The 24,967-nt window shown below is 69.2% G+C and carries 20 protein-coding genes; 13 read left to right on the plus strand and 7 right to left on the minus strand.

What is annotated here, in order from left to right; genetic code table 11:
• Nucleotides 1–46 precede the first annotated feature (46 nt).
• The gene (locus ACZ5IK_RS01810; protein WP_465486126.1) at nt 47–682 is read left to right on the plus strand and encodes an LppU/SCO3897 family protein; all 636 of its coding nucleotides are present in this window, start codon (nt 47–49) and stop codon (nt 680–682) included.
• Here the strand turns inward: ACZ5IK_RS01810 and ACZ5IK_RS01815 are convergent.
• Nucleotides 679–1,632 carry an ABC transporter substrate-binding protein gene (locus tag ACZ5IK_RS01815; RefSeq protein WP_465486127.1) on the minus strand — a complete coding sequence of 318 codons (954 nt, stop codon included), beginning with the start codon at nt 1,630–1,632 and terminating at the stop codon, nt 679–681. The genes ACZ5IK_RS01810 and ACZ5IK_RS01815 overlap by 4 nt on opposite strands.
• Before the next feature lie 197 nt (nt 1,633–1,829).
• On the opposite strand from ACZ5IK_RS01815, the gene ACZ5IK_RS01820 reads away from it, so the two are divergent.
• The 3 genes from ACZ5IK_RS01820 (at nt 1,830) to mdlC (ending at nt 6,943) form a co-directional block, all read left to right on the plus strand.
• Complete coding sequence (locus ACZ5IK_RS01820) at nt 1,830–4,577, plus strand: sensor histidine kinase (protein ID WP_465486128.1); 2,748 nt, start codon at nt 1,830–1,832, stop codon at nt 4,575–4,577.
• A 15-nt stretch (nt 4,578–4,592) separates the two neighbouring features.
• Nucleotides 4,593–5,270: a copper homeostasis protein CutC gene (locus ACZ5IK_RS01825; RefSeq protein WP_465486129.1), complete on the plus strand. Its 678-nt coding sequence runs from the start codon at nt 4,593–4,595 to the stop codon at nt 5,268–5,270.
• Between the two features lie 89 nt (nt 5,271–5,359).
• Nucleotides 5,360–6,943, plus strand: coding sequence for a benzoylformate decarboxylase (mdlC, locus tag ACZ5IK_RS01830; protein ID WP_465486130.1), 1,584 nt, complete (start codon nt 5,360–5,362; stop codon nt 6,941–6,943).
• A gap of 107 nt (nt 6,944–7,050) precedes the next feature.
• Here mdlC and ACZ5IK_RS01835 read toward each other — a convergent pair whose 3' ends face one another.
• The 5 genes from ACZ5IK_RS01835 to ACZ5IK_RS01855 all read right to left on the minus strand — a co-directional run bounded on the left by ACZ5IK_RS01835 (nt 7,051) and on the right by ACZ5IK_RS01855 (nt 11,823).
• Nucleotides 7,051–7,923: an ABC transporter ATP-binding protein gene (locus ACZ5IK_RS01835; RefSeq protein WP_465486131.1), complete on the minus strand. Its 873-nt coding sequence runs from the start codon at nt 7,921–7,923 to the stop codon at nt 7,051–7,053.
• A 22-nt stretch (nt 7,924–7,945) separates the two neighbouring features.
• Nucleotides 7,946–8,779: an ABC transporter permease gene (locus tag ACZ5IK_RS01840; protein ID WP_465486132.1), complete on the minus strand. Its 834-nt coding sequence runs from the start codon at nt 8,777–8,779 to the stop codon at nt 7,946–7,948.
• Complete coding sequence (locus tag ACZ5IK_RS01845; protein ID WP_465486133.1) at nt 8,776–9,546, minus strand: ABC transporter permease; 771 nt, start codon at nt 9,544–9,546, stop codon at nt 8,776–8,778. The genes ACZ5IK_RS01840 and ACZ5IK_RS01845 overlap by 4 nt, the downstream gene beginning before the upstream one ends.
• Before the next feature lie 8 nt (nt 9,547–9,554).
• Nucleotides 9,555–10,499 (minus strand): ABC transporter substrate-binding protein, encoded by a 945-nt coding sequence (locus ACZ5IK_RS01850; RefSeq protein WP_465486134.1) that lies wholly within the window; start codon nt 10,497–10,499, stop codon nt 9,555–9,557.
• Nucleotides 10,500–10,806: 307 nt separating this feature from the next.
• Entirely contained in the window at nt 10,807–11,823 is a 1,017-nt protein-coding gene (locus ACZ5IK_RS01855; protein ID WP_465486135.1) for an ABC transporter substrate-binding protein, read from the minus strand.
• Between the two features lie 695 nt (nt 11,824–12,518).
• On the opposite strand from ACZ5IK_RS01855, the gene ACZ5IK_RS01860 reads away from it, so the two are divergent.
• From ACZ5IK_RS01860 to ACZ5IK_RS01885, 6 genes are all read left to right on the plus strand, one after another.
• On the plus strand, nt 12,519–15,635 hold the full coding sequence (locus tag ACZ5IK_RS01860) for a sensor histidine kinase (protein WP_465486681.1): 3,117 nt from the start codon (nt 12,519–12,521) through the stop codon (nt 15,633–15,635).
• A gap of 20 nt (nt 15,636–15,655) precedes the next feature.
• Nucleotides 15,656–16,114 carry a roadblock/LC7 domain-containing protein gene (locus tag ACZ5IK_RS01865; protein WP_101613540.1) on the plus strand — a complete coding sequence of 153 codons (459 nt, stop codon included), beginning with the start codon at nt 15,656–15,658 and terminating at the stop codon, nt 16,112–16,114.
• Between the two features lie 25 nt (nt 16,115–16,139).
• Nucleotides 16,140–16,919 carry a DUF742 domain-containing protein gene (locus ACZ5IK_RS01870; protein WP_076158620.1) on the plus strand — a complete coding sequence of 260 codons (780 nt, stop codon included), beginning with the start codon at nt 16,140–16,142 and terminating at the stop codon, nt 16,917–16,919.
• Entirely contained in the window at nt 16,900–17,508 is a 609-nt protein-coding gene (locus ACZ5IK_RS01875; RefSeq protein ID WP_026467043.1) for a GTP-binding protein, read from the plus strand. Before ACZ5IK_RS01870 ends, ACZ5IK_RS01875 begins: the two co-directional genes overlap by 20 nt.
• Before the next feature lie 462 nt (nt 17,509–17,970).
• Nucleotides 17,971–18,393, plus strand: coding sequence for a roadblock/LC7 domain-containing protein (locus tag ACZ5IK_RS01880; protein ID WP_020631857.1), 423 nt, complete (start codon nt 17,971–17,973; stop codon nt 18,391–18,393).
• A gap of 6 nt (nt 18,394–18,399) precedes the next feature.
• A complete protein-coding gene (locus tag ACZ5IK_RS01885; protein ID WP_410665630.1) occupies nt 18,400–19,011 on the plus strand; it encodes a DUF742 domain-containing protein in 612 nt (203 codons plus the stop codon).
• 74 nt (nt 19,012–19,085) lie between these two features.
• On the opposite strand, the gene ACZ5IK_RS01890 is transcribed toward ACZ5IK_RS01885, so the two are convergent.
• Nucleotides 19,086–21,329, minus strand: coding sequence for a helicase-associated domain-containing protein (locus ACZ5IK_RS01890; RefSeq protein WP_465486136.1), 2,244 nt, complete (start codon nt 21,327–21,329; stop codon nt 19,086–19,088).
• Nucleotides 21,330–21,424: 95 nt separating this feature from the next.
• Here ACZ5IK_RS01890 and ACZ5IK_RS01895 point away from each other — a divergent pair, with 95 nt between their 5' ends.
• The 3 genes from ACZ5IK_RS01895 (at nt 21,425) to ACZ5IK_RS01905 (ending at nt 24,951) form a co-directional block, all read left to right on the plus strand.
• Nucleotides 21,425–21,607, plus strand: coding sequence for a hypothetical protein (locus ACZ5IK_RS01895; RefSeq protein ID WP_410665632.1), 183 nt, complete (start codon nt 21,425–21,427; stop codon nt 21,605–21,607).
• A gap of 263 nt (nt 21,608–21,870) precedes the next feature.
• Entirely contained in the window at nt 21,871–23,271 is a 1,401-nt protein-coding gene (locus ACZ5IK_RS01900) for an NAD-dependent malic enzyme (protein ID WP_465486137.1), read from the plus strand.
• Nucleotides 23,272–23,412: 141 nt separating this feature from the next.
• Nucleotides 23,413–24,951 (plus strand): alpha/beta hydrolase, encoded by a 1,539-nt coding sequence (locus ACZ5IK_RS01905; protein WP_465486138.1) that lies wholly within the window; start codon nt 23,413–23,415, stop codon nt 24,949–24,951.
• Nucleotides 24,952–24,967: the final 16 nt, after the last annotated feature.

The following is a 24,967-nucleotide window of genomic DNA, read 5'->3' on the forward strand; positions in this document are numbered from 1 at the left end:
CGGCACCGCTGGTGGAAGGATGTGCGACTGGTGACTGGAGGGGATCTTGACGACTACACCGACCAACGGGGCGCCCGAGTACGACCCGTTCAACGCGCCCGCCCCGCTGCCCGCGATGCCGGACGTGGGAATGCCGACGCCGTTCCCGAAGCCGCCGCCGCTGAGCGTCCTGGCCAGGGTCGCGATCGTGCTGGGCGTCGTCGCCGCGCTGGGCCTGGGGAGCCTGGTCGCCTGGGGGATGTCGCAGTCGGGCAAGTTCGGTTCGGTCGAGGCGGGCGAGTGCCTGTACCTCACCGACGAGGCCGGTGGCGGCCAGAGCTACACGACCGCCGGATGCTCGTCGAGCCGCGCGACCTTCCGCATCGACGACGTGCGCACCGGCTCGTCCGAGTGCCGCGGTTCGGACTACGTCCAGTTCGAGCTGTACGGCAGGTCTTCCGACAAGAAGGCCGAGAAGACGCTCTGCCTGGCGCTGAACGTCGAAACCGGGGACTGCCTGCGCGACGTCGTGCACGAGACGCGGATCGCGAAGGTCCGCTGCACCGACATCACCGCGGAGGCGCGGGCGCTCGTGATGCGGGGATCTTCGGAGACCGTCTGCTCGTCGGACGACACCGCCCTGCACTACACCGGGCCGCCCGAGCGCACCGTGTGCCTGCGGCCGACCGGCGAGAACATCTAGGGACGCGGCACCATCGCCTGGACGTCGAGCCGGGCGCCGATCATCCTCGAGTTGTGCATCAGGTCGGCGACGCGCTGCAGCCGGATGCCGTTGAGGGAGACCGGGTAGGTCCCGAGCGAGATCAGTGACGCCGTGGTCCGGTCGATGTCGGAGAACGACGGCAGCGCGTCACGGACGACGGCCGGGTCGGCCGCCCGCACCTGCGCCTCGCCGAGCACCTTCCGGAAGACCGCGAGCGTGCGGGCGTTGCCCTGGCCGAAGGCGCCGGTCGAAACGTAGGACGACATCGGGAAGTCCAGCGTCGCGCCGCGAGCGCCGTCGGCGAGGATGCTCGCCCCGAGTTCCTTCTCGGCCCTGGTGATGTACGGCTCGACCATCCACGCGGCGTCGACCTCGCCCGCCTGCAACGCCTGCGGCATCCGGTCGAACGGATGCTGTTTGAACTGGATCTTGTTCACGTCGACGCCGGCGGTCGCGAGTACCGAACGGGCCGCGAGCACGCCGACGTCGTCGAGCATGTTCACCGCGATCTTCGGCGACTTCTTGAGCGTCGGTTCGGTGTAGTCGGAGCCGGGGAGTGTGACGAGCGCCATGGTGTTGCGTCCGGCGGTGTACGCCTCGCCCTGCAACTGCAGTGCCGTCCCGGCCGCGGCGGCGCGGAAGATCGAGACGTCGCTGGCGAACGCCAAGTCGATCTCGCCCGCCGAAAGTTTGCCGATCGCCTGGTCGGCGGGAACATCGACAAGGGTCACGGAAAGGCCGGCGGCGGTGAACCTGCCGTCGGCCACGGCGACCCGCAAGGGTGCCGTGTCGAGGGGGCTTCCGACACCGATTCGTAGTTCCGCCCGTTCGAGTGGCGCGTCGGTACTTGCGTGACCGCCGGAAAACACTCCGCAACCGGCCGTCGCCAGAAGAGCCGCTACCAGCGGAATCGCCCAGACGCGCATCATCGCCTCCGCCCACCTACCGAGAGAATGTGCTCCTCCTTCTGGATCGTATGGTCCAGGCCCCATACGATCGCGTGCGGGAGACGCCGGATTGCGCGGCTTTCGATCGTTCTCGAACCTTGTTACTCTACAGTAGGTTCGGGCTCTCGTCCCCGATGTCAGCCATGGGAAAGGGTCCCGTGGTGGGAAAAGGAAACCAGGTGGCCCGTCGCGACAAGCGTCCCCGTGGGGGCGATGCGGCGGAACGGCATCCGCGTGTCGGAGGACGCTGGCGGCTGCGGAACTGGCACCTGCGTACCAAACTCTTCGTCGTCCTCCTGATCCCCGCGCTCGCGGTGGTCGCCCTCGTCGGGCTCCGGGTCAATTCGGACCTGCGGGATGCCCGGCAGCTGGCCGAATTCGCCACCCGCGGCCGGGTCGACAGCACCGTCGCCGAGGCCGTGCACCAGCTTCAGCGCGAACGCGACCTCACCGTCCGGTTCGTCGCGGGCGATCGCAAGGGCGACGTCTCCGAACTGACCGAGCAGCGCAAGCGCGCCGACGACGCCATCGGCACGTTCGACCGCACGCTCGGCGAGAGCAAGAGCAGGCTCGGCGACAAGGCCGCGACCAGCCTGCAGCTGACCAGCGACCGCCTGCGCGTGCTGACCGGGCTGCGGTTTTCCGCGGAACACTCCGCTTTTCCCGCCGACGCGGTCCTGCGCTCCTACAGCGAGCTGATCTCCGGCCTGCTCGACATCAGCGATTCCACCGCCGCCGACGTCTCCGACCCGGATCTGGGGAAGCTCCGCCTCGCGGGCAACGCGCTCGCGCGGATCAAGGACCAGATGTCGGTCAAACGCGCGATCATGGCGGCCGCGCTCGCCCAGGGCGGCCTCAACCGGGACCGGACGCGCGCCCTGCTCGGCGCGGAGGCCGAACTCGCCGCCGCCCGCAACGACTACCGCACCTTCGCGACGCCCGAACAGCAGCGGATGTACGACGACACGGTGATCGGCCTCATCGTCGACATCGGCAACGACATGGTGGAATCGGCGCTCATCCGCGCCGAGAACGACCAGGGGCTCGGCGGGCTGGACCCGAACCAGTGGGACACCGCCGCCACCTACACGGTCAACCTGGCCCACCAGGTGCAGCAGGCGGTGCTCGTCCAGCTGCAGGAACGCACGGACACCCTTGCGGCGCAAGCGAGAACGTCCGCCATCTGGGACGGCGGCATCGTGCTCGCCGTACTGGTGGTCGCCGGTGTGCTCTCGGTGATCATCGCGCGGTCGCTGTTGCGGCCGCTGCGGATCCTGCGCCGCAGCGCGCTCCAGGTCGCCGAACACCAGCTCCCCGCGGCCGTCCAAGGACTGCTCAGCGATCCCGAACCGCAGCCGGAGAACCTGCGGCGACGGCTGGCCGTCGCGCCGGTCCCGGTGTTCAGCCGGGAGGAACTCGGCCAGGTGGCGCGGGCGTTCGACGCGGTGCACGGCGAGGCCGTCCGGCTCGCGGGCGAACAGGCGATGCTGCGGGAGAACATCAACGCGATGTTCGTGAACCTGTCGCAGCGCAGCCAGGATCTCGTCGAGCGGCAGCTTTCCGTGCTGGACCGGATGGAGGCCGACGAACAGGATCCCGACACGCTCGCCGGGCTCTTCGAACTCGACCACCTCGCGACGCGGATGCGGCGCAACAGCGAGAACCTGCTGGTGCTCTCCGGAACCGACGTCGTCCGTGAGGACGGTGGAGCCGTCGTCGCCGACGAGATCATCGGTGCCGCGCTTTCCGAGGTCGAGCACTACCAGCGCATCGAACTCGGTGCGGCGCCGCGGATCGCGGTCCGCGGCGAGGCCGTCAACGACCTCGTGCACGTGGTCTCCGAGCTGCTGGAGAACGCGACCCGGTATTCGGACCAGAGCACGATGGTGCAGGTCGAGGGGCACGAGACCGAACGCGGCGAATGGCAGATCGAGATCACCGACCACGGCGCCGGGATGCCGCAGGCGGAGATCGACCGGACCAACACGCGGCTGGCGAATCCGCCGGACGTCGACGTCGAGGTTTCGCGGCGGATGGGCCTGTTCGTGGTCGCGACGCTGGCCGTCCGGCACCGGATCGACGTCCGCCTGCGGTCCGCCGACGGCGGCGGGATCACCGCGGTGGTCGTCGTTCCCTCGGGGCTCATCGTCGAAGCGCCCCAGCCCTCCCCGATGCCGGAACCCCCACCCGTCGCCACCCCGCCCGAGCCGGAACCCGAACCACCGCTGGAAGTCCCGTCGCTGCCCGAGCCGGAGGAGAGCGGGGCCGAGGAGTCGCGCTTCGCGCCCGTGCTGGACCCCGGGCCGTTGCGGCGCGCGCCCGTCGTCGAGCGCGAGAACCCGCCGGAGTGGCCTTCGTCGGACGACGACGCGGGCAACCACCTCGAGCTGGACTCGCCGACCGAGCGGATGCCCAAGTACCAGAGCGTGCTTTCGCAGTGGTTCGACCACGGCGGCCCGCGCGAAGGACCTTCGCCCGCCGAACCCGGTCCGCCTTCTTTGCCTTCGTTCGAGCCGGTGAAGGCGGCCCAGGAGAGCGCCGCGAGTGAGGAACCCGCACAGGATCCGGACGAGCCGACCGAACCGACGCTGAAGCCAGTGGCACCGAAAGATCTGGCACCGAAAGATCTGGCACCAGAGGCTTCGGCGCCGAAAGCCCCGGAACCGAAGGAAAGGGCGCCCGAACCCGAGCCCGCTTGGCCGACTTCCGCCGAGCTGGAGCAAGAGGACGGGGCCGAGGAAACCTGGCCCTTCCTGCCCGCCGTCGTCCCCGAGGCGCGGTCGCAGGACGACAGGCCGGAGAAGCCGCGAGGGGAGAGGCCGATACTCTCACTTTCCCCCGAAGCGGTCCGCGAACGGATGACCAGCCTGCAAGGCGGGTTCCGGCGCGGTCGCCACGCCAGGGGTGACGACAACCCCTCGGCTTAGCGAATTGGAAGGTCCATGAGTTCGAAAACCGGCCTGCTGGAAGTGATCGCGCTGACCGCCGCGGACGCGGAGCGCGCACAGGAGGGCGGGGCAGATCGCCTCGAACTGGTCAGTGACATGGCCAGCGACGGTCTCTCGCCGTCGGCCGGGACGCTGCGCGAGGTACTCGCCGCCACCGATCTCCCGGTGCGGGTCATGCTGCGCGACAACATGTCCTTCGCCGCCGGCGACCTCGACGGGCTGCGCGCGGACACCGCCCGGCTGATCGACGCGGGCGCGCGGGAGTTCGTCTTCGGTTTCCTGGACCTGGAAAGCGAAATCGACGTCGACGCCTGCGAGACACTGGTCAAGGAGCTCGGCGGGCTGCCGTGGACCTTCCACCGCGCCATCGACCGCGCGCGGGACCCGTTGCGCGCCTACGACCAGCTGGCCGCGCTCGGCTGCGACACGGTGCTCGCGGCCGGGCATCCGCACGGGGTGGCGCACGGCCTCTCGGTACTGCAGCGGCTCGCCCGCCGGACGGACGGGCCCCGGCTGCTCGTCGGCGGCGGCCTGCGGGCGCAGCAGGTGCATCTGCTGCGGGCGGGCGGGGTGCGCGCGTTCCACGTCGGCAGCGCGGTCCGGCCCGGCGGCTGGGAGTCCGATGTGGACGCCGCCGCCGTCCGCGAGTGGGCGGCGCTGGTCAAGGACTAGCCGTACGCAACGGGTCAGGTCCAGACCACAGACGGTGATATGAGGTTGCATCTTCAACTATCCGCATAGGACCAGATAGCGTGGGGCCCATGGCTACCCGCACCGTACGTGACGCGACCAGGGAATTGCTGCGCGATCTGGGCCTGACCACGATTTTCGGCAATCCCGGCACCACCGAGATCGCCTTCCTGACGGACTGGCCCGACGACTTCACCTACGTGCTCGCGCTCCACGAGGCGTCCGTCGTCGCGATGGCAGACGGGTACGCCCGCGCCGCGCGACGGCCGGCGCTGGTGAACCTGCACTCGGCGGGCGGGGTCGGCCATGCCCTCGGGCACATCTTCACCGCGTACCGCAACAACGCCCCGCTGATCATCCTCGCCGGCCAGCAGACCAGGTCGCTGCTGCCGGACGACCCCTTCCTCGGGGCCGTCGAGGCGACGAACTTCCCCAAGCCGTACGTGAAGTGGAGCTGCGAACCGGCCAGGGCCGAGGACGTCCCGGCGGCGCTGGCGCGGGCGTATCACATCGCGACGCAGGCGCCCATGGGCCCGGTTTTCGTCTCGGTGCCCGTCGACGACTGGGACGTCGAGACCACGAAGCCGATCATCTCCCGGCCGCCGATCCGCGGCTTCGCGCCCGATCCGTCCGCTTTGGACGAACTGGTGTCCGCCTTGGACGCCGCCGAGCGCCCGGCGATCGTGGTCGGCCCCGGCATCGACGGTGAAGGCGCCGTGCCGGACGTCGTCGCGCTGGCCGAGAAGGTGGGCGCCGGGGTCTGGGCGCCGCCGATGGGCGCGCGCTGCTCCTTCCCCGAGGACCACCCGCAGTTCTTCGGCTTCCTGCAGCCGGAACGGAAAACGCTCGCGGGCGCGCTGGCCGAGCACGACCTCGTGGTCGTCATCGGCGCCCCGGCGTTCACCTACCACGTGTACCGGGGCGAGTCGGAAACCACGCTGCCGCCGCTGTTCCTGATCAGCGACGACGAACAGATCCTCGCCAGGGCCGCCGAAGGCACCGGGATCCGGGCGACGCCGAAACTCGCGATCCGCGCGCTGCTGGACCGCGCCGCGCCGCGGGAAGCGCCGAAGTCCCGTACCCGGATGGAAAAGCCCGCCGCGGTCACCCCGATCACGCCCGGCTTCGCCTACTCCGTGATCTCGGAAGTCCTGCCGGACAACGCGATCGTCGTCGAGGAGACGCCGAGCCACCGCAACGACCTGCACGACCACCTGCCGATCAAGTCCACCGACACCGGCTTCCTCACCGTCGCCAGCGGCACCCTGGGCTACGGCCTCCCCGCCGCCGTCGGCGCCGCGCTGGCCCGCCCGGACCGCAAGGTGGTCGCCATCCTCGGCGACGGGTCGAGCATGTACTGCGTCCAGGCGCTGTGGACGGCGGCGCAGAACAACCTGCCGGTGACGTTCGTGATCTTCGACAACTCGCAGTACGCCGCCGTGCGCATCCTCGGCGAGGCGGCGGGCGGGGAGAAGGTGCCCGGCGTCGACCTCGGCGGCATCGACTTCCCCGCGCTGGCGAAGAGCCTGGGCCTGGCGACGTCGGTCGTCGAGAACGCGGAGGACCTCAAGCCGACGCTGGAGGCCGCGCTGCCGGACGAGCGGCCGCATCTGGTGCACGTCCGCATCGACGCGAACCCGAGCACGCTGTACTGACCGCTCGAGGCTTCGGTGCCGAGGCCCTCGCGCGCGCTATGAAAGGCCCGTTACTGGCAAAATTTGCCAGTAACGGGCCTTTCATAGCACTTGGCGAGCGGGAAGGATCAGCCCTTCGAGTGAGCGTCAGCGTCCACAGAGGACGACTCCGCGGCCTTCTGCGCCAGCTCGTACTCGGCAGCGTCAGAGGCCGCGGTGACGGCTTCAGGGGCACCGCCGTGCAGCAGCCGCGCGACCTCACCGCGCAGCGTCACGAACTCCGCGGACTCGCGCGTGGTGATCTGGTTCCGCTCCGCGGGCAGCCCGACCGGCAGGTCCGCGACGATGGTCGCCGGCGACTTCGACAGCACCAGCACCCGGTCCGACAGGTAGACGCTCTCGTCGATGTCGTGCGTGACCACGAGAACCGTGCTCCCGTTCTCGCGCTGCACGCGCCGGGTGAGGTCCTCGAGTTCGAACCGCGTCTGCGCGTCGACCGACGCGAACGGCTCGTCCATCAGCAGCAGGGCGGGCTGGCTGGCCAGGGCCCGCGCGATCGACACACGCTGCTGCATACCGCCCGAGAGCTGCCACGGGAACTTCGAGCCGACGCCGGCCAGGCCGACCGACTCCAGCGCGTCCTGCGCCCGCGTCCGGCGCTCTGAGCGGCTCAAGTTGCGCCACCGCAAGGGGAACTCGACGTTCTTGGCGACCGAGAGCCAGGGGAACAGCGAGCGGCTGTAGTCCTGGAACACCACGGCCAGATCGTCGGGCACGCCGGAGGAGATGGCTTCGCCGTGCAGGCTGACCTGACCGGACGTCGGCTTGATCAGCCCGGCGATGCAGCGCAGCAGGGTCGACTTCCCGCAGCCCGACGGGCCCACGATGCTCGCGAGCTGGCCGGTTTCCACGGTGAACGACAGGTCGTTGACCGCGACGTGCGCCTTTTCTCCCGCGCCGTACCGGTGGTTCAGCCCGGAGACTTCGAGCATGGTTGACATCTTGCTGACCCTTCGAGAAGAACTAGATACGGCCGTTGCGGGTGGGCTGCCAGCGAAGCACTCTCTGCTCCACCGCGAGGAACGCCGCGTTGAACCCGAAGCCGAGCAGTCCGAGCAGGACCAGCCACGACCACATGAGCGGGAAGTCGAACGCCTGCTGGGCGTCCATCAGGGACCGGCCGATGCCGTTGTAGGAGCCGACCAGTTCCGAGATCACCATCAGCAGCAGGGAAATGGACAGGCTCAGCCGCAGGCCCGCGAAGATCTTCGGCCCGGCGGCGGGCAGCACGATCGAGCGCACCCAGTACGACCGCGGGGTCCGGAACGACTTCGCGGTGTCGATCTTCACCTGGTCCACCGACCGGACGCCGTCCACGGTGTTGAGCAGCACCGGCCAGATCGCGCCGAAGATGATCGACCCGGTCTGCATGCCCGGCCCGAGTCCGAAGAGGACGATGAACACCGGGATCAGCGCGGGCGGCGGCACCGAGCGGAAGAACGCGAAAAGCGGTCCGACGTAGTCCATCCCGGTCTTGGACCGGCCCAGCGCGACACCCAGCGCGACACCGAGGGCACCGGCCAGCAGCCAGCCGCCGAGCGTCCGGCCGAGGCTGGGCAAGACGTTGTCGAACACGGTGTCGGTCAGGAACAGCTGCGAGGCCGGGCCCGTGAACCACAGTTTCGCCGAGGTGGTCAGGATTTCGGTCGGCGGCGGGAAGAACGGGCTCTTCGCGAGCCGGGTCGAAAGCTCCCAGATCCCGAGCAGGGCGAAGAACAGCAGCCAGTTGCGGACCAGGATGCCGAGGCCCCGGCCGACGCGCCTGCCGACGCGGCTGGTCAGCGTGAGGGTCGTCACGAGATCGCCTCCCGGTCGACCGTGCTCCAGCGGAACGCCCGCCTGCCGATCATTTCGAGCCCGCCGTTGATGAGGAAGCCGAGCGCGCCGACCACCACGGTGCCGGCGAGGACGAGATCGAACCTGGTCGAACCGGTACTGGCCTGCATGATGAAGTTGCCGATGCCGAGTTTGGCACCGGCCAGGAATTCGGTGCTGACCACCGCGATCAGCGCGATGTTGGCGGACAGCCGGACCCCGGTGAACACGAACGGCGCGGTATGCGGCAGCGCCACCGACGTCAGCGTCCGGAACTTGCTCGTGCCGCAGGCCTTCGCGGTCTCCATCAGCACGGGGTCGATCTCGCCGAGCGCGTAGATCGTGTTGAACATGATGGGCCACAGCGAGGCGTACACGGCGAGCGTGATCTTCGCTTCGGGGCCGCCGCCGATCAGCAGGAGCACCAGCGGGATCAGCGCGACGGCGGGGATCGGCCGCAGGAACTCGACGACCACCGCGGTCGCGGTGCGCAGGCCGGGGATGCTGCCGAGCAGCAGACCGGCGGGCACGGCGATGGCGACCGCGATGAGCAGGGCGATCGCCCACGCGAGGAACGTGGCGACCAGGTCCCGGATGAACTGGGTCTCGCCGAACTGTTCGAAGATCGTCACGAGGACGACGGACGGCGGGGGGAGGAACTCTTTACGGACCAGGCCGGCCTGGACGATCACTTCCCAGATGAGGAAGAAACCGGCCAGACCGGCCAGGGCACGGAGAAGTCGTGACACCTTTACCTTTATCCAGCTTGAGGGGAGAGCATCGGGGCGGCATCGAGCTTGGTCGTCAGCACTCCGGTCTGCAGCAGCAGATCCGGTACGCGCTGCAGGCGGCGCGGGTCCAGGGTGGCCCCGAACGTCGGCAGCGTGAGCAGTGACGCGGTTTCGGCGTCGACCTTGGCGTACTTGACGATCAGCGGTTCGATCTTGGAGCGGTCGGCCGAGTCGCGCACGGCCTTGGCCATCGCGCGCTGGAACGCGGCCAGCGTCTTGGGGTTCTTGTCCACGAAGGAGCCGAGCGAACCGAAGCCCGCCAGGGGGAAGTCCTGGGTGGCACCGGTCGCGATGTCGACGACCGGGGTCGCGCCCGCCACCTTGGAGGCCTGGGTCAGGAACGGCTCGGGCAGGTAGCCCGCGTCGACCTGGCCCGAAGAGAGCGCGGCGACGATGTTCGGCAGCGCCATCGGCACCCACTGGACCTTGCTGGTGTCGACGCCGTGGTCCTTCATCACCGAGACGGTGAGCAGGTGCGAAGCGGTGTTCTTGTCGGTGATCGCGATCTTCTTGCCCGCGAGGTCGTTGATCGTCTTGACCGGCGAGGCCGGCACCGTGACGACCGCGTTGCTCTTGGGACTGGCGGAAACGGCGTCGGCGACGAGCCGGATGTCGGCCGCGCCCTTGCTCTTCGCGATGAAGAACGGCATGTAGGTGGAGAAGGCGATGTCGACCTCACCGCCGATCATCTTGGTCATCGAGGCCTGGCCACTGGGGGCGTCGACCGCTTCGACCTCGAGACCTTCGGCCTTGAAGTAGCCGCCTTCCTGCGCCAGCCGCAGCGGCGCGAGGTCGACGACGGGCAGCAGGGCCACCTTGATCTTCGGCTTCTCCAGTGCACCGTCGCCGCCGGCCGCTTTGGACGAATCCTCGCCCCCGAGGGCGCCGCACGCGCCCAGTGTGGCCAACATGAGCGCGCTCAGGGCGACACCGATGGCGCCCCGTCCTCTACGTACACCGCTCCTGCTCATGGCGTCTCGAAACAAAGCCAACTCCTCGGAAACAATGAATCACCGTTTGGGTTTTCATCCGTGTCGTGGCTTCATTTTCGCCAGGCACGCGGTCACCTTAGAGATTTGCCCACTCACTCACAATGGGTGTCGTGAGCGGGTGATCATTTTAGGCCATTCGCCTGATCGCGTGATCACCCGCTTGGACAACACTACTTTTAGTGATCGAATTACTGGTGGAGTGGCAATTCGGAGTAACCGCGTGTCATCAACTCGTGGTCTGGGCCGCGATCATCGGGCCGACGTCGATCTTGCTCTGGATCGCGCCCATCTGCAGGAGCAGGTCCGGGACCCGCTGGATGCGGCGGGGGTCCAGGGTGGACTGGAACGTCAGCAGCGTGGTCAGCGCGGCGGTGTCCTGGTCGATCTTGGCGTACTTGACCAGCAACGGCTCGATCTTGGAGCGGTCGGCCGCGTCGCGGGTCGCCTTCTGCATGGCGCGCTGGAAGGCGGCCACGGTCTTCGGGTTCTCGCTCACGAACTTGCCGAGGGAGCCGTAGCCCGCGGTGGGGAAGTCCTGGGTGGCGCCGGTGGCGGTGTCCACGACCGGGACGGTGCCCGCCTGCTTCGCGGTCTGGGTGATGAAGGGTTCGGTCAGGAAGCCGGCGTCGATGTCGCCGTTCTTGAGCGCGGCCCCGACGTTCGGCAACGGGATCGGCACCCACTGCACCTTGGCGGTGTCGACACCGTGGTCCTTCATGACCGATTTGGACAGTGTGTCGGACACGGTGTTCGGCGCGGTGATGCCGATCTTCTTGCCCGCCAGGTCGGCGACGCTCTTCACCGTCGACGTCGGCAGCGTGACCAGCATCGTGCTCTTAGGCCCCGCGGAGGAGGCGTCCGCGACCAGCTTGATGTCGGCGGAGCCCTTGCTCGCCGCGATGAAGAACGGCGTATAGCTCGCGTACGCGATGTCGACCTCGCCGCCGATCAGCTTGGTCAGCGAGACCTGGCCGGTGGCGGCTTCGATCGCTTCGACATCGAGGCCTTCGTTCTTGAAGTAGCCGCCGTCCTGCGCGAGACGGAGGGGGGCGAGGTCGATGGTCGACATCACCGCCACCTTGATCTTCGACTTCTCGAGGTTCCCGGAGCCGCCGGAAGAGGACGAATCGTCCCCGCCGAGCAGGCCGCAGCCGCCGACCGACGTCGTGACGACGGCCGCCATCGCGAGCGCGATCGCCCCACGCCGGCTCAGGCTGGCGCTCAAGGCCTTCTTCGAAAGCAAAGTGGTGCTCCTGATCGAGGGGGAGGACACGTGATGACGTGGCCTGATGCGGAATTAGGAAGTGACTCTTTGTCAGAGCCACGCGCTCACTGTAGAGAACGGACAACGTGCTCACAATGGGTGGTCATCCTATGATCCCCAGTGGTAACGATCACCCGAACAGGTTGTTTGTCAGAAGTGAACACAACTGGGCGTGTTCATCGGAGGCGCGTGGCGAGAGTTTGTTGCCAACTGAGCGCCAACAGGTCAAGACCCGTCCGGTGCCTTCTTGTGTGTCTTGTCCAAAGGGTTACATCTGGGCCTGCCGTTCGCTACCCTCATGCACCGGTAGTGAGGTGTGGACCACTGATGTAGTGAAAGAGAGTGCCTTGGATGGCCGAACGCTCTGGACCTTTCCCGAGGTGCAAGGCACTCTGTGTGGAACAAGTGCGTCTTGTCCGAACGGGTGTTGAACACGTCCGTGCTTCACTGGTGCGCGCCCGCGTACTGGCGGGTTAGGCCGAATAGACCAATGACGCCAGACGGGGTTTCGGTCAAGTGCACCTGAGAGACTGCGTCGAAGACGACCTCCTCATTCGGAGGAGTGAATACTCACGCCGAGCACATCCCTGCCGGGTGGCAGGAGCGTGCGGGTAGTGGTCTCCGACAACCGACCCAGACAGCAGTACGGCCAGCTCGAGAACGGCGTGTCCAAAATGGGCTTTCCCGGCCCGGATGAAGATGATGGTGGTGCGGCGGTGCCGAACGAAGACACCGCGGGGGTGGGAGGGACCCCTGCGCGGGAAACCGGAGACGGTCCTGGCGGGAAGGTGGCCGGGTCGTTCCTGGGCCTGCGTAACTGGCGTCTGCGATCCAAGCTCGCGGCCGTCCTGATCATTCCGACGCTGACCGCGCTCGCGCTCGGCACCCTGCGCGTGATCGACGACGGTGGCGAGGCCGCCCGGTTCCAGGACACGGCCGACCAGGTCGCGTTCGCCGACAAGATCACGCTCGTGGTGCATGAGCTGCAGAGCGAACGCGCGCTCGCCGTCGCCAACATCGCCGCCGACGACCCGTCGCGCCAAGCCGGTCTCGACGCGCAGATCGCCAAGGTCGACCGCGCGGTCGACGATCTGCGGGCCTCGGCGAACCAGATCAACCCGGACGATCAGGACACGAGGGACCGCTACTCGCGTGGTCTGCAGCGGCTCGACGCCCTGCGCCCGCTGCGCGGCGCGATGAACACGTCGCTGCTGGGCGACACCCCGGTCCTCATCGCCTACTCCGGCATCCTCGACTCGCTGGTCCAGCTCGGCCGAGAGGTGACCACCGCGGTTACCGACCGCGACGTGCTCCGGCTCGGTGTCACCGTGCAGGCCATCAGTGAGAGCAAGGAGTTCATCGCCCGCGGTGACGCGGCGCTGCTGATCGCCTCCTTCCGCAACGCGTTCCCCGGCGACCTGTTCGACCAGGCCCGTTCGGCGGTGGCCAGCGGCGACGCCTCGACCGCGGCCTTCCTGGCCAACGCCAGCCCCGAACAGCGGCAGCTCTACTCGGACACCTTCTCCGGTCCCGAGGTCGACGACCGCCGCCGGATCACCACGATGGCGTTCTCGCTGCACCAGCAGAACGTGCAGCCCTCGATCGACAACGTGGCGCTCGGCAACGACAGCCGGGTCGCGCTCGACAAGCTGCGCGCGGTCGAGACCAACCTGCTCGGCCAGCTGCGGGCACAGGCCGACGGCCTGGCCACCGACGCGATCAACTCGGCCTGGATCGGCGGTGCGATCGTGCTGCTGGCCCTGCTCGCGGCGCTGTTCCTGATGCTCGTCATCGCCCGCCTGATGCTGCGCCCGCTGCGGGTGCTGCGGAAGACGGCGCTCGACGTGGCGTACACACGACTGCCGGAAACCGTGCAAGCCATCCTGGACGACCCCGACCCGGTCAACGCCTCGAAGCGGTCGGTCGAGCCGGTGCCCGTCACCTCGCGTGACGAGATCGGTGAAGTGGCGCGGTCGTTCGACGTCGTCCACGCGCAGGCCGTCAAGATGGCCGCCGAGCAGGCCCTCCTGCGCGAGAACGTCAACGGCATCTTCGTGAACCTGTCCCGCCGGTCGCAGAGGCTGGTGGAACGCCAGCTCGGCGTGATCGACCGGCTCGAGGCCGACGAGCAGGACCCGGACCACTTGGCCAGCCTGTTCGAACTCGACCACCTCGCCACGCGGCTGCGCCGCAACGGTGAAAGCCTCCTGGTGCTCTCGGGCGCCGGTCTCGCGAAGTCGGTGCCCAAGCCGGTGCCCGCCGCCGACGTCATCGGCGCCGCGGTCTCGGAAATCGAGCAGTACGCCCGGATCGAGATCGGGATCGTCCCCGAGGTCGCCGTCCAGGGCCTGACGATCCACGACCTCGTGCACGTGCTCGCGGAACTGCTGGACAACGCCACCTACTTCTCCGAGCCGGAGACGAAGGTGACCGTCCGCGCGGTGATCACCCGCAAGAAGGCGCTCGCCATCCAGGTCACCGACCACGGTGTCGGCATGACCGAAGAGCGGCTCGCCGAGGTCAACACGCGACTCGCCGAGCCGCCGGACCTGGACGTCTCGGTGACCCGGCGGATGGGCCTGTACGTGGTCGCGCGCCTGGCGCGCCGCCACGGCATCGAGGTCCGGCTCCGGGAGAACGAGGACATCGAAGGCGGCGTGATCGCGCGGGTCGTCGTGCCCGCCGAGCTGCTCACGCAGATGCGGCCCGGCGTGCGGAACACCCCGCCGCCGCCGAACCGCTCGGAAACCTCCATGCCGTCGATGCCCTCGATGTCCGAGATGTCGACCTCGTTGCCGAGCATCCCCGCTTCCGACCGCGGCCTGGAGATGACCCCGCCTCCGCCGTCGAAGCCGCCGTCTCACCAGCCTGTCGCGCAGCAGGGCGGGCTCGTCCCGCTCGACCAGCCGATCAGCCTCGACGACCTCGTCGCGGGCAAGAACGCGGCGGGGCCGTTCCTCAGCCCCGCGGCCCCCGTGGAGGAAAGCCCGGCGTGGCCGACGGCGGACGACATCTCGCCGACGAACGGCGACGGTGCCTCCAGCGGCACGGAGACGCAGTTCGCGTCGCTCGTGCTGCCCAAGCGGGAGCCTCGCTACGTCCCGGTGACCCCGGCCGAGCCGCCGCGTCAGCCCGAGGAGCCCGCGGACACGGGCAAGTCGGCGCTCGAGGACGACGTCCCGACCAGGCGGCTTCCGATCTACCAGTCGGTGCTCTCGCGCTGGTTCAGCGAAGGTGACGAGGCGGGCGGCGACCAGCCGACCACCTACACCGAGCCGGTCGAGCCGCCCGGATCGGACGTGCCCGAGCAGAACCGTCACGGCCTCGACGAGCCCGCCGAAGACGTCGTCGAGCCCGCCGAAGAGGCGTTGCCCACTCGGACCCCGGAGAGTGTTCCGCCGGAGACGGTGCTCCAGGACAATGGCTGGCGCAGCGCGTCGGACGACGGCTGGCAGGCGGCGCAGGTCCTGTACGAAGACCGGAACGACGAGGTCACCCCGGCCGGCCTGCCCAAACGGGTGCCGAACCAGTATCTCGTCCCCGGTTCGATCGGCGGGAACGAGCCGAAGAAGGAAGACTCGTTCGCCGACAAGACTTCCGGAATGCCGGGAACGGGTGCGATAGCCCGCTCGGCGACGGCGGCTCGAAGCCGGATGGCAAGCTTCCAGCAGGGTTACAAGTCGGGACGGCACGCGTTGAAGGACCGCCCGCTCGATGCGCTGGATGACAACGGCGTTCCGGTGACTGGCAGGGGTGCGGATTCCCCTGCCGATGACAGCAGTAAGGAGTGAAAGTGACACGGGCGGGTGCGATGCAGCCGGGCGGTCCGGCGCAGCCTGGCGGCCAGGCGCAGGGTAGAGGACACACGAGCAGCTTTGCCTGGCTGATCACGGATTTCGTGCACCGGGTCCCGGGCGCGGCGCATGCCGTGGTGGTGTCGGCGGACGGTTTGCTCCTGGCCTCCTCGAAGGGGCTCCCCAAGGACAGGGCCGACCAGCTCGCCGCCGTCTCGTCGGGGCTCACCAGCCTCGCGCGCGGTGCGGCCAAGGTGTTCGAAGGCGGCACGGTCGCGCAGACGGTGGTCGAGATGGCCAACGGCTTCCTCTTCCTGATGTCGGTGTCGGACGGGTCCTGTCTGGCGGTCCTCGGGTCGCCGGAGAGTGACATCGGCCTGGTCGTCTACGAGATGACCCTGCTGGTGGAACGCGTGGGGCAACAGCTGACACCGGAGATGCGCGCGCAACTGCAGGGCGCGTCGGTCCGCCGCTGAGCGACCGGGAACCGAGGAGAATGCCGTGGACGACGGGCGCTTGAGGGGCGATGGCCGGCTCGGTGACGACTTCTCCGGCGGGTGGTCGGAACGTGACGACGGCCGGGAGGACTGGACGTCCTTCCGGGACCGGGTCGACCGCGAATGGCGATCGCGACGGGCACAGGGGTCGGACAACGACCCCGTGTCCCCGGACGAGGCCTCCCGCTGGCTGACCGATTCGAACGCGGGACAGGGACCCGCCGATTTCAGCGTCACGGACTACCGGGAACGCCTGCTCGGCGGCCCCGGGGCGGAACTGTTCGGTGGTGGCAGCGGCCCGCTGTACGACTCGGGCGAGTTCGCCAAGTTCTCCTTCGACAAGGAGGAGGAGCGCCGCGCGGCCGCGGCCGACCCGCTCGCCGCGGCGTTGCCGCAGCAGGCGCAGAACGAGTTCGTCGACGAGCAGTACACCACCGACGTCGAATCCTCCGGCCTGGTCCGGCCGTACTTCCGCACGCGGGGACGGACCAAGCCGACGTACGACCTTGCCATCGAGGCGTTGATCTCGACCAGCGAACAGGGACGTGTGCTCGACCGGGTACGCGTCCCCGAACACCGGTCGATCTGCGACCTTTGCCTGGACACCCGGTCCGTCGCCGAAGTCGCGGCGCTGTTGCGCCTGCCGCTCGGCGTGGTCCGGGTGCTGATCGGAGACGTGGCCGGCCTCGGCCTGGTCCTGGTGCACACCGCCAGCCAGAACGTGGGTGACCGGCCCAGTATCGAGTTCATGGAGAGGGTGCTCAGTGGGCTTCGGAGAATTTGACTCCGACGCGAATGCGCCGCAGGTGGCCGGGCCGACGTCGTCGGCCAAGATCGTGGTCGCTGGCGGATTCGGCTCGGGGAAGACCACGCTGGTCGGAGCGGTTTCGGAGATCGATCCGCTGACCACCGAGGCCATGATGACCGAGGCAAGTACCGGCGTCGACGACAATTCGGCCACCCCGAACAAGTCGACGACGACCGTTGCCATGGACTTCGGCCGGATTTCGCTGGACTCGGATCTGGTGCTGTACGTGTTCGGTACGCCGGGCCAGCACCGGTTCTGGTTCATGTGGGACGACCTCGCGGTCGGCGCCATCGGTGCCGTCGTGCTGGTCGACACGCGGCGGCTCGCCGACGCGTTCCCGTCGATCGACTTCTTCGAGAACCGGAAGCTGCCGTACGTCGTGGCGATCAACTGCTTCGACCGGTTGCTGCACCACCAGATCGAGGACGTCCGGCACGCGCTGACGATCTCACCGTCCGTGCCGATCATGGCCTGTGACGCTCGGGAACGTGAGTCCGCCAAGCAGGTGTTGATCTCGGTCGTGCAGCACGCCATCGCACACGATTCGGCGTTGCGCGCGGGGTAGAAACACGACACAAGAGGGTGCGCGCGGGGTGGAATACAGACGAAAGCCCGAAGCGGATGCGGCCGTTGGAGTGAACTCGGCAGGCTTCACCCGCTTCGGGGAGTGGCGCCACCGGCAGGATTGACGGCGAGGCGATCCCTCGCGGCCGATTCCGTGCAGGTGTAACCCGATCGGGTGGCCGGACCGTCGATGACCTGCGTGGACGCTGGTTCACGCCCGGTCGCACCCGGCCACCACGGGGTGACCCACGAATGCGTGGTTCGCGATACGTCGACGCGGTGAGCGGCTGCACGTTTACGTTCGGTTAACACCTGCGTCCGGGTGGCGGGCTCGACACGATCGGCGGGACGAATACGCTGGGTGGAGGCGTCTTTCGGCTCGCCGGTGCCAGGTCGGTGCTGGTCGGGGAAGGACGTCCGGACCACGCCGCCCAGGTGGTCTTGACGCAGCGAGGAGGGACTTGTGACGGCATCCGGACAGCAGCAGAGCTCGTTCGGCTGGCTCATCACGGATTTCGCGCGCCGGGTTCCCGGTGCCGCGCACGCCGTGCTGGTCTCCGCGGACGGTCTTCTTCTCGCGCCGTCGGAAGGGCTGCCGCAGGAACGGGCCGAACAGCTGTCCGCGGTCGCTTCCGGATTGATCAGCCTCACCGCCGGCGCGGCACGCTGCTTCGACGCGGGCGGGGTCAACCAGACCGTCGTCGAGATGGAACGCGGGTACCTCTTCCTCATGTCGGTCGCCGACGGCTCGTCACTCGCCGTGCTGGCCGCGCCGACCTGTGACATCGGCACCGTGGCCTACGAGATGACCCTGCTCGTCGAGCGGGTCGGCCAGCAGATCACCCCCGAGCTGCGGGCGCAGCTGCAGGGCGGCGTACGTGGGTAGCCGCCGATGAAGATCACCGGATTCACCGAGCCGGAACCCCCGGGCTGGGACTCCCTCTACCAAGGCACCGAACGCGAAGCCTTCGACTCCCCGAGCAGGTTCGAGCTGAGCTCGATCAGCACGGTCATGCCGCGCCGCCAGGTCGCGCCGCCGGAGCAGGCCCCTCCGTCGATGCCCTCGCCGATCCGCCAGTCGACACCGCGTCCCGCGTCCGCGGGGAACGGCGCCGCCGGTTCGGGTCCTTCGGGCAGCGCGCCCGCTTCGGTCTACCTGCCGTCCTCGGGCTCGCGTGTCCGGCCCTACACCCGCACCGGCGGGCGCACCCGGACCGCGCACGCCCTGGCGCTGGAGGCGCTGGTGTCGACCAGCGACGACGGCCGCCGGTATCGCGGCGTGCGGACCATGGAGCACCGGCAGATCTGCGACCTCTGCCTGGACACCCGGTCGATCGCGGAGATCGCCGCGCATCTGCGGCTGCCGCTGGGCGTCGTGAAGGTGCTCGTCGGCGACATGGCGGACGCGGGCCTGGTGCTGATCCACCAAACGGAACTGATCCTCGGCGACTCTTCCTCGCGCGCCTTCATGGAGCGCGTCCTGCAAGGCCTTCGCGCCCTCTGACGCCCCGCGTTTAGTCCTCTAGTTGCGGTCCTTGCGTGTGCAACTACCGCAACTAGAGGACGAGTCGCGGGGGGTCAGTCTTCGACGAGGGCCGCCGAGGTGATCCGGTGCAGGGGGTAGCGCTCGTTGTCGGTCCCTTCGAGGACCCCGCCGCCGACCCGCATCGGCCGTACGACGCGCTGGCTCGCCGTCCCGCGTGAGTCGACGAAACCGATCCACACCTCGCGGCGCTCCATGGTCGCCTGGGACAGCAACGCCAGCGTCGCGGACGTGTCTCCGGCGCCGCCTCCCTGCGGCGCGCGCACCGTCTCGCCCCGGCGACGCGCCGAAGCGGCGTCCCCGGCCCGGACGTGCGCGACGATCTTCCCGACCTGGTCGTCTGTCAGCCCGGCAGGCTCCCCCGGCGCCCGACGCGCGGCACGCGCCTTCGCGGGCAGACGACGGCCGGACGGCCTGATGTCCATGACGCGTCCGTCGGGTCCTTCGGCGGCCGGAGCGAACCCAGCGGTGCGAAGGGCGTCGAGGACCTCGGCGAGCGGGTACGAGCTGATAAGCACTGTCGGCGCGATCATCCGCAAGCCGTAGTTAGCCGCGACAGAGCTGCCCATGACCTCCGCGAGCAGCGAAGCGTCGTCGCAGCGCAGGAACGACTCGGCGGCCCCGCCGCGCAGCCGCCCGTGCCGCCGGGCGACGTCGTCGATCAGGTAGCTCAAAGACTGGGGCACCGGCGTCGCCGAGCGGGCCGCGAACAACGCGTGCAGTTCGCCCGCCGTCCGCCCGGTGTCGAGCGCGCGCCGTACGGACGTTTCGGTGATCCGGTAGACGGTCGCGTGCCCGGCCGATTCGATGTCGGCGACGGCGGTCATCTCGGTCGCCAGTTCGGCTTCCAGCGGTCCCGGCGCGACCACGGTCAAGTCGGCCTGGACCAGGACGTGGTCCACCGGACGCGGCAGCGCGTCGAGCATCGCCTCGACCGCTCCGGGCCGGTCCTCGGCCAGCAGCGCCCGCGTCGCCGTGGTGAGCCCACCGAGCCCGATCAGGCCGAGCGCGGCCCCTTCGGCCATCGTCCAGCGCACGGTTTCGTCCCGCAGCCGCCCGCCCCGCCGCGGCGCGCGCCAAGCGAGCGCGGCGACCAGTTCGTCCGCGCTCTTCACCCCGGCGCCCTCGGGCAACGCGGCCAAGGCGAGGAGGATCCGCCGTCGCGAAGTGGGCGCCAACGGTCGTCGCAGGTCTTCCGAAAGCGGCGCGATCGGCTTGTCCTTCGCGTCCCTGCCGCCGGCGAGACCAGGCAACCGGGGCAGTTCGAGCCAAGCCTGTGCGACCGTCATCCAGCGCTGCGCCGTCGGCGACGCGAGCCAGGAATCGGTCAGCGTCGTCGGTACCCATTCCGGCGTCGTCGCCTCGCTGTCGGCCGCCAGCCCGGCGCCGACCGCGATCTCCGCCAGCAGGGTCACCCGCGTTTCGTCGGCGTCGAGATCCTTGGCGAGCTTCTTCAGTTCGCGGACCCCGAGCCCGCCGGACTTCAGCACCGGCGGCGGCGTCTCGGACCACGCGCGAAGCATGCTTTCGGTCTGGCGCAAGAACTCCATCGCCTCGCCCGCCGCCGTCGTGTCCACTGTGGACCGCTGATGCGGATGCACGGGGAGTTCCGGTTCGCGCAGCGACGCCGGTTCGAACACCGACCCGCCGCGCAGGGCGATCCCGAGTTCACGCGGCAGTTCGACGGTCTGGTCGTCCCGGCGCAGCAGCAGCCCCCGTGCGAGCAGACGCTGGACCGGGTTCTGCGCCCGCTCCAGCGGGACCTCGGCCGACGCGTCGCGGGTGCGGCCGATCGGCGGCCCGGCGGCCAGCGTCGTCAGCAGGGCACGTTCGTCCTCACCGACCTCCGCGAGCGCGGCGTCGATGTCGATCCCGGTGAGCGCGGGTGACGACGACCCCAGACCGGCGGGGAACGGACCGAGCGCGTCGCGGGCGGACGGCGGGACGCGCAGCGCGTCGTCCTCGCCCCAGACCAGCGCCCGCTTGCGCAGCAGCGCCAGCGCCTCGCCGATTTCGGTGCCCGTGAGCCGGGCGACCTCGGCCGCGGCGACCGGAGCGGTGTCCGCCCCGGCCAGCAGCAAGGCGTCGAGCACGGCGAGGGTGAAGGTGTCGAGGTCTTCGCAGGCGCGCGCGACGGAGCCCGGCGTGCCGGCCCGGGTGGCGAGCACGATGGTGTCGGACGGGGGTGGCGTGGACAGGTCGCGACGCGTGCGCAGGAGCGCGGCGAGTGCGTCGTCGGACTCCTGGCGCAGCCAGTCCGCCAGGGATGGCGCGGGCATAGACGACCAGGATACCGGGCGGGTGGTGGCGCGGCAGCCGCGTTCGGGCAGACTGTCCTCGGAGAGAACGGCTTGACCATGCTCGGGAGGACGTTGTGGCGAAGGGCGAGAACAAAAAGCGCGCGGGAATCGATCCCACGTGGCCCGGTGAAGACGGGGAGCACCCCGTCACCGAGCTCGCATCCGATCGGCAGGGCGCGCTGTCCCCGTTCGGCGACCTGACCTTCCCGCTCGACGCGGTGCCTTACGTGCACCCCCAGACCGAGATCAACCGGTAAGAAGTTACTGGCCTGGCCTGCTGAGGGCGCCCAGCGCCCGAGGAGGCCTCTCTTGCGCGCCTCTTTCGGGCCGAAGGCCCACGGTAACCCGATGAGGGGGCGCCGCTCGCAGGCGGCGCGAGCGGGTTCGGGTACCGCCCCTTCGGCGGGTTTCCGTCAGCGCGGAAGTTACTGGTCAGTCACCCCTGCGGAGGGTCGTGGCGGTCGTCACGGGAGTAGGTTTTCGATCGACCTATTCAGCTTTCCTCAGCGGGGGTAGTGCCATGCCGGTTCCCGGTCCCGGATATTCGATCACCGTCCGGGTGGAGGCCCCCGCGTCGTCCACCGCGGCGGGTGACCTGACGACCGCCGTCGGCCGGGTCGGCGGCGTGCTGACCGCGTTCGACGTCGTCGAGTCGCACCCCGAGTCGATCGTCGTCGACATCAGCGCCAACGCCCTGTCGGAGAACCACGCGCAGGACATCACGCAGACCCTGGACTCGCTCCCGGGCGTGCGGGTCCGCAAGGTCTCCGACCGGACCTTCCTGATCCACCTCGGCGGCAAGATCGAGGTCACCCCCAAGGTCGCGCTCCGCAACCGTGACGACCTCTCCCGCGCGTACACGCCCGGCGTCGCGCGCGTCTGCCAGGCGATCGCCGCGAACCCCGAGGACGCGCGCCGCCTGACCATCAAGCGGAACACCGTCGCCGTCGTCACCGACGGCTCGGCCGTGCTGGGGCTGGGCAACATCGGCCCGGCCGCCGCGCTCCCGGTGATGGAGGGCAAGGCGGCGCTGTTCAAGAAGTTCGCCGACGTCGACGCCTGGCCGGTGTGCCTGGACACCCAGGACACCGAAGAGATCATCAAGATCGTCAAGGCGATCGCCCCGGTGTACGCCGGTATCAACCTCGAGGACATCGCCGCGCCGCGCTGCTTCGAGATCGAGGCGCGCCTGCGTGAGCAGCTCGACATCCCGGTGTTCCACGACGACCAGCACGGCACCGCGATCGTCGTGGTCGCCGCGCTCCGCAACGCCCTGCGCGTGGTCGGGAAGAACATCGAAGACTGCAAGATCGTGGTCAGCGGGGTCGGCGCGGCCGGCTCGGCGATCATCCGGCTGCTGCTGGGCAAGAGCCCCGGCGACGTCGTGGCCGCCGACATCGACGGCATCGTGCACTCCGCGCGCGGCAACCTCGACGACAACCTCACCTGGATCGCCGAGCACACGAACAAGGAGCTGCAGGCGGGCACGCTGCACGAGGCGCTCGTCGGCGCCGACGTGTTCATCGGGGTCTCCGCACCGAACCTGTTCGGTGCCGAGCAGGTCGCGACCATGAAGTCCGACGCCGTCGTGTTCGCGCTGGCCAACCCGGACCCGGAGATCGACCCGCTGGAGGCGCAGAAGCACGCCGCCGTCGTCGCCACCGGCCGCAGCGACTTCCCGAACCAGATCAACAACGTGCTCGCGTTCCCGGGCGTGTTCCGCGGTCTGCTCGACGCGCATGCGCACCAGATCGACGACTCGATGCTGCTCGCGGCGGCCGACGCCATCGCGGACGTCGTGGACAACGGCAAGCTCAACGCGTCGTTCATCGTGCCCAGCGTCTTCGACAGCGCCGTCGCCCCCGCCGTCGCCGAAGCGGTGAAGAGGGCCGCGAAGGCCGTCGCCAAAAGCGAGAAGTGACAGCAAAGGTCCCTTGCTCCATTCGGTGGACACGTCATCACTGAGGCCGACCAGGCGGTCGACTTCAGGGTGACGACCCCGTACCCGGCCCGCTCATAGTCTCGGTTCCGACCAGGAATTCGATCTTGACGGGGGTTGGGGATGAAGCGTTCCGTCCTGAGCAAAATCGGGGCACTCACGGTCGCGGCGGTCACCACGGCGGTACTCGTACCGGCCACGGCGTCCGCCGCGACTTCGTCGTTGCGGTGGGAACAGTGTCCGGACGTGCCCACACTGGAGTGCGCCACCTTGAAGGTCCCGCTCGACTACCGGAACCCGGGCGGGCCGACCATCGACGTCGCCGTGTCGAAGCTCGCCAGCACCAAGCCGTCGAAGCGGCGCGGCGTCATGCTGATGAACCCGGGCGGCCCCGGCGGACCGGGGCTGACCATGCCGGACGGTCTGCGGGCGGCGGGGCTGCCGTCGAGCGTGCTCGACGCGTACGACCTGATCGGGTTCGACCCGCGGGGGATCGGGCGCAGCACGCCGGTCACCTGCGATCTCAAGCCCGAGCAGCTGGTGAGCAATGTCCCGCCGTACGCGCGTGACGCCGCGGCGGTGGCCGAGCGGGCGACGTACGTGGCCGGCGTCGCGAAGCAGTGCGGCGATTCGAAGACCGCGGCGAACCTGCCGTACATCACCACGGCCAACACTGCGCGCGACATGGACCGCATCCGCGAAGCCCTCGGCGAGCAGAAGATCTCGTACTACGGCGTCTCGTACGGCAGCTACCTCGGTGCCGCGTATTCGACGCTGTTCCCGCAGCGGACCGATCGGATCGTGCTCGACAGCGTGACCAGTCCGGGCGGGCTCGACCCGGCGACCTCGCGTCGGCTGGCGGAGGGGTTCCAGGACCGCTTCCCGGACTTCGCGAAGTGGGCGGCCGCGCGGCACGCCAGCTACGGGCTCGGCCGGACGCCGCAGCAGGTGACGGCGAAGTTCCACGAACTCGCCGCCAAGCTCGACGGCGGCGCGGTTCCCGGCGTGGACGGCGCGGCGTTCCGGATGGGCACGTTCGGCGCGCTGTACTCGACCGCCGCCTTCCCGGTGCTGGCGCAGCAGTGGCAGTCGCTCGACACCGAAGGCGTCATGAAGCAGTCCGCGCAGGCGGCGCAGGTCGACGTCGGCAATGTGCTGTCCGGTCAGTTGCACGTGGTCTGCAACGACTCGAACTGGCCCGAGAACGTCGGGACCTACCAGCGCAACGTCGAGAAGGACCGGGTGAAGTACCCGATGTTCGGCGCGGCCGGGGCGAACATCTGGGCGTGTGCCTACTGGCCGTCGGAGCCGATCGAGCCGCCGGTGCGGATCGGCGACCGGGGACCGTCGACGATCCTGCTGGTGCAGAACCTGCGTGACCCGGCCACGCCGCTCAGCGGAGCCAAGGAGATGCGGCGCGCGCTGGGCGACCGGGCGCGGATGGTGTCGGTCGACGACGGCGGGCACGGGGTCTGGCTGGGCTCGGAGAACGCTTGCGGCAACAACGCCGTCAACCGGTTCTTCGTCGAAGGCAAGCGTCCCGCGAACGACACGGCCTGCGCCGCGGACAAGGGCGGGCTGTTCGACTCGATGACGCCGCAGCAGCGTCAGGAACGCGAGAAGGCGCTCGACGAGGTTCGCTCGAAGCAGCGGGTTTTCTAAGGACTAGCCTGCTGGC

The sequence above is a fragment of the Amycolatopsis sp. NPDC031561 genome (assembly GCF_055580625.1).

Excerpts from the sequence above, each read along its gene's own strand:
- ACZ5IK_RS01815 (WP_465486127.1), bottom strand. The coding sequence starts at position 1,632 with ATGATGCGCGTCTGGGCGATTCCGCTGGTAGCGGCTCTTCTGGCGACG.
- ACZ5IK_RS01825 (WP_465486129.1), top strand. The coding sequence starts at position 4,593 with ATGAGTTCGAAAACCGGCCTGCTGGAAGTGATCGCGCTGACCGCCGCG.
- mdlC (WP_465486130.1), top strand. The coding sequence starts at position 5,360 with ATGGCTACCCGCACCGTACGTGACGCGACCAGGGAATTGCTGCGCGAT.
- ACZ5IK_RS01835 (WP_465486131.1), bottom strand. The coding sequence starts at position 7,923 with ATGTCAACCATGCTCGAAGTCTCCGGGCTGAACCACCGGTACGGCGCG.
- ACZ5IK_RS01850 (WP_465486134.1), bottom strand. The coding sequence starts at position 10,499 with ATGTTGGCCACACTGGGCGCGTGCGGCGCCCTCGGGGGCGAGGATTCG.
- ACZ5IK_RS01860 (WP_465486681.1), top strand. The coding sequence starts at position 12,519 with ATGGGCTTTCCCGGCCCGGATGAAGATGATGGTGGTGCGGCGGTGCCG.
- ACZ5IK_RS01865 (WP_101613540.1), top strand. The coding sequence starts at position 15,656 with ATGCAGCCGGGCGGTCCGGCGCAGCCTGGCGGCCAGGCGCAGGGTAGA.
- ACZ5IK_RS01885 (WP_410665630.1), top strand. The coding sequence starts at position 18,400 with ATGAAGATCACCGGATTCACCGAGCCGGAACCCCCGGGCTGGGACTCC.
- ACZ5IK_RS01890 (WP_465486136.1), bottom strand. The coding sequence starts at position 21,329 with ATGCCCGCGCCATCCCTGGCGGACTGGCTGCGCCAGGAGTCCGACGAC.
- ACZ5IK_RS01900 (WP_465486137.1), top strand. The coding sequence starts at position 21,871 with ATGCCGGTTCCCGGTCCCGGATATTCGATCACCGTCCGGGTGGAGGCC.
- ACZ5IK_RS01905 (WP_465486138.1), top strand. The coding sequence starts at position 23,413 with ATGAAGCGTTCCGTCCTGAGCAAAATCGGGGCACTCACGGTCGCGGCG.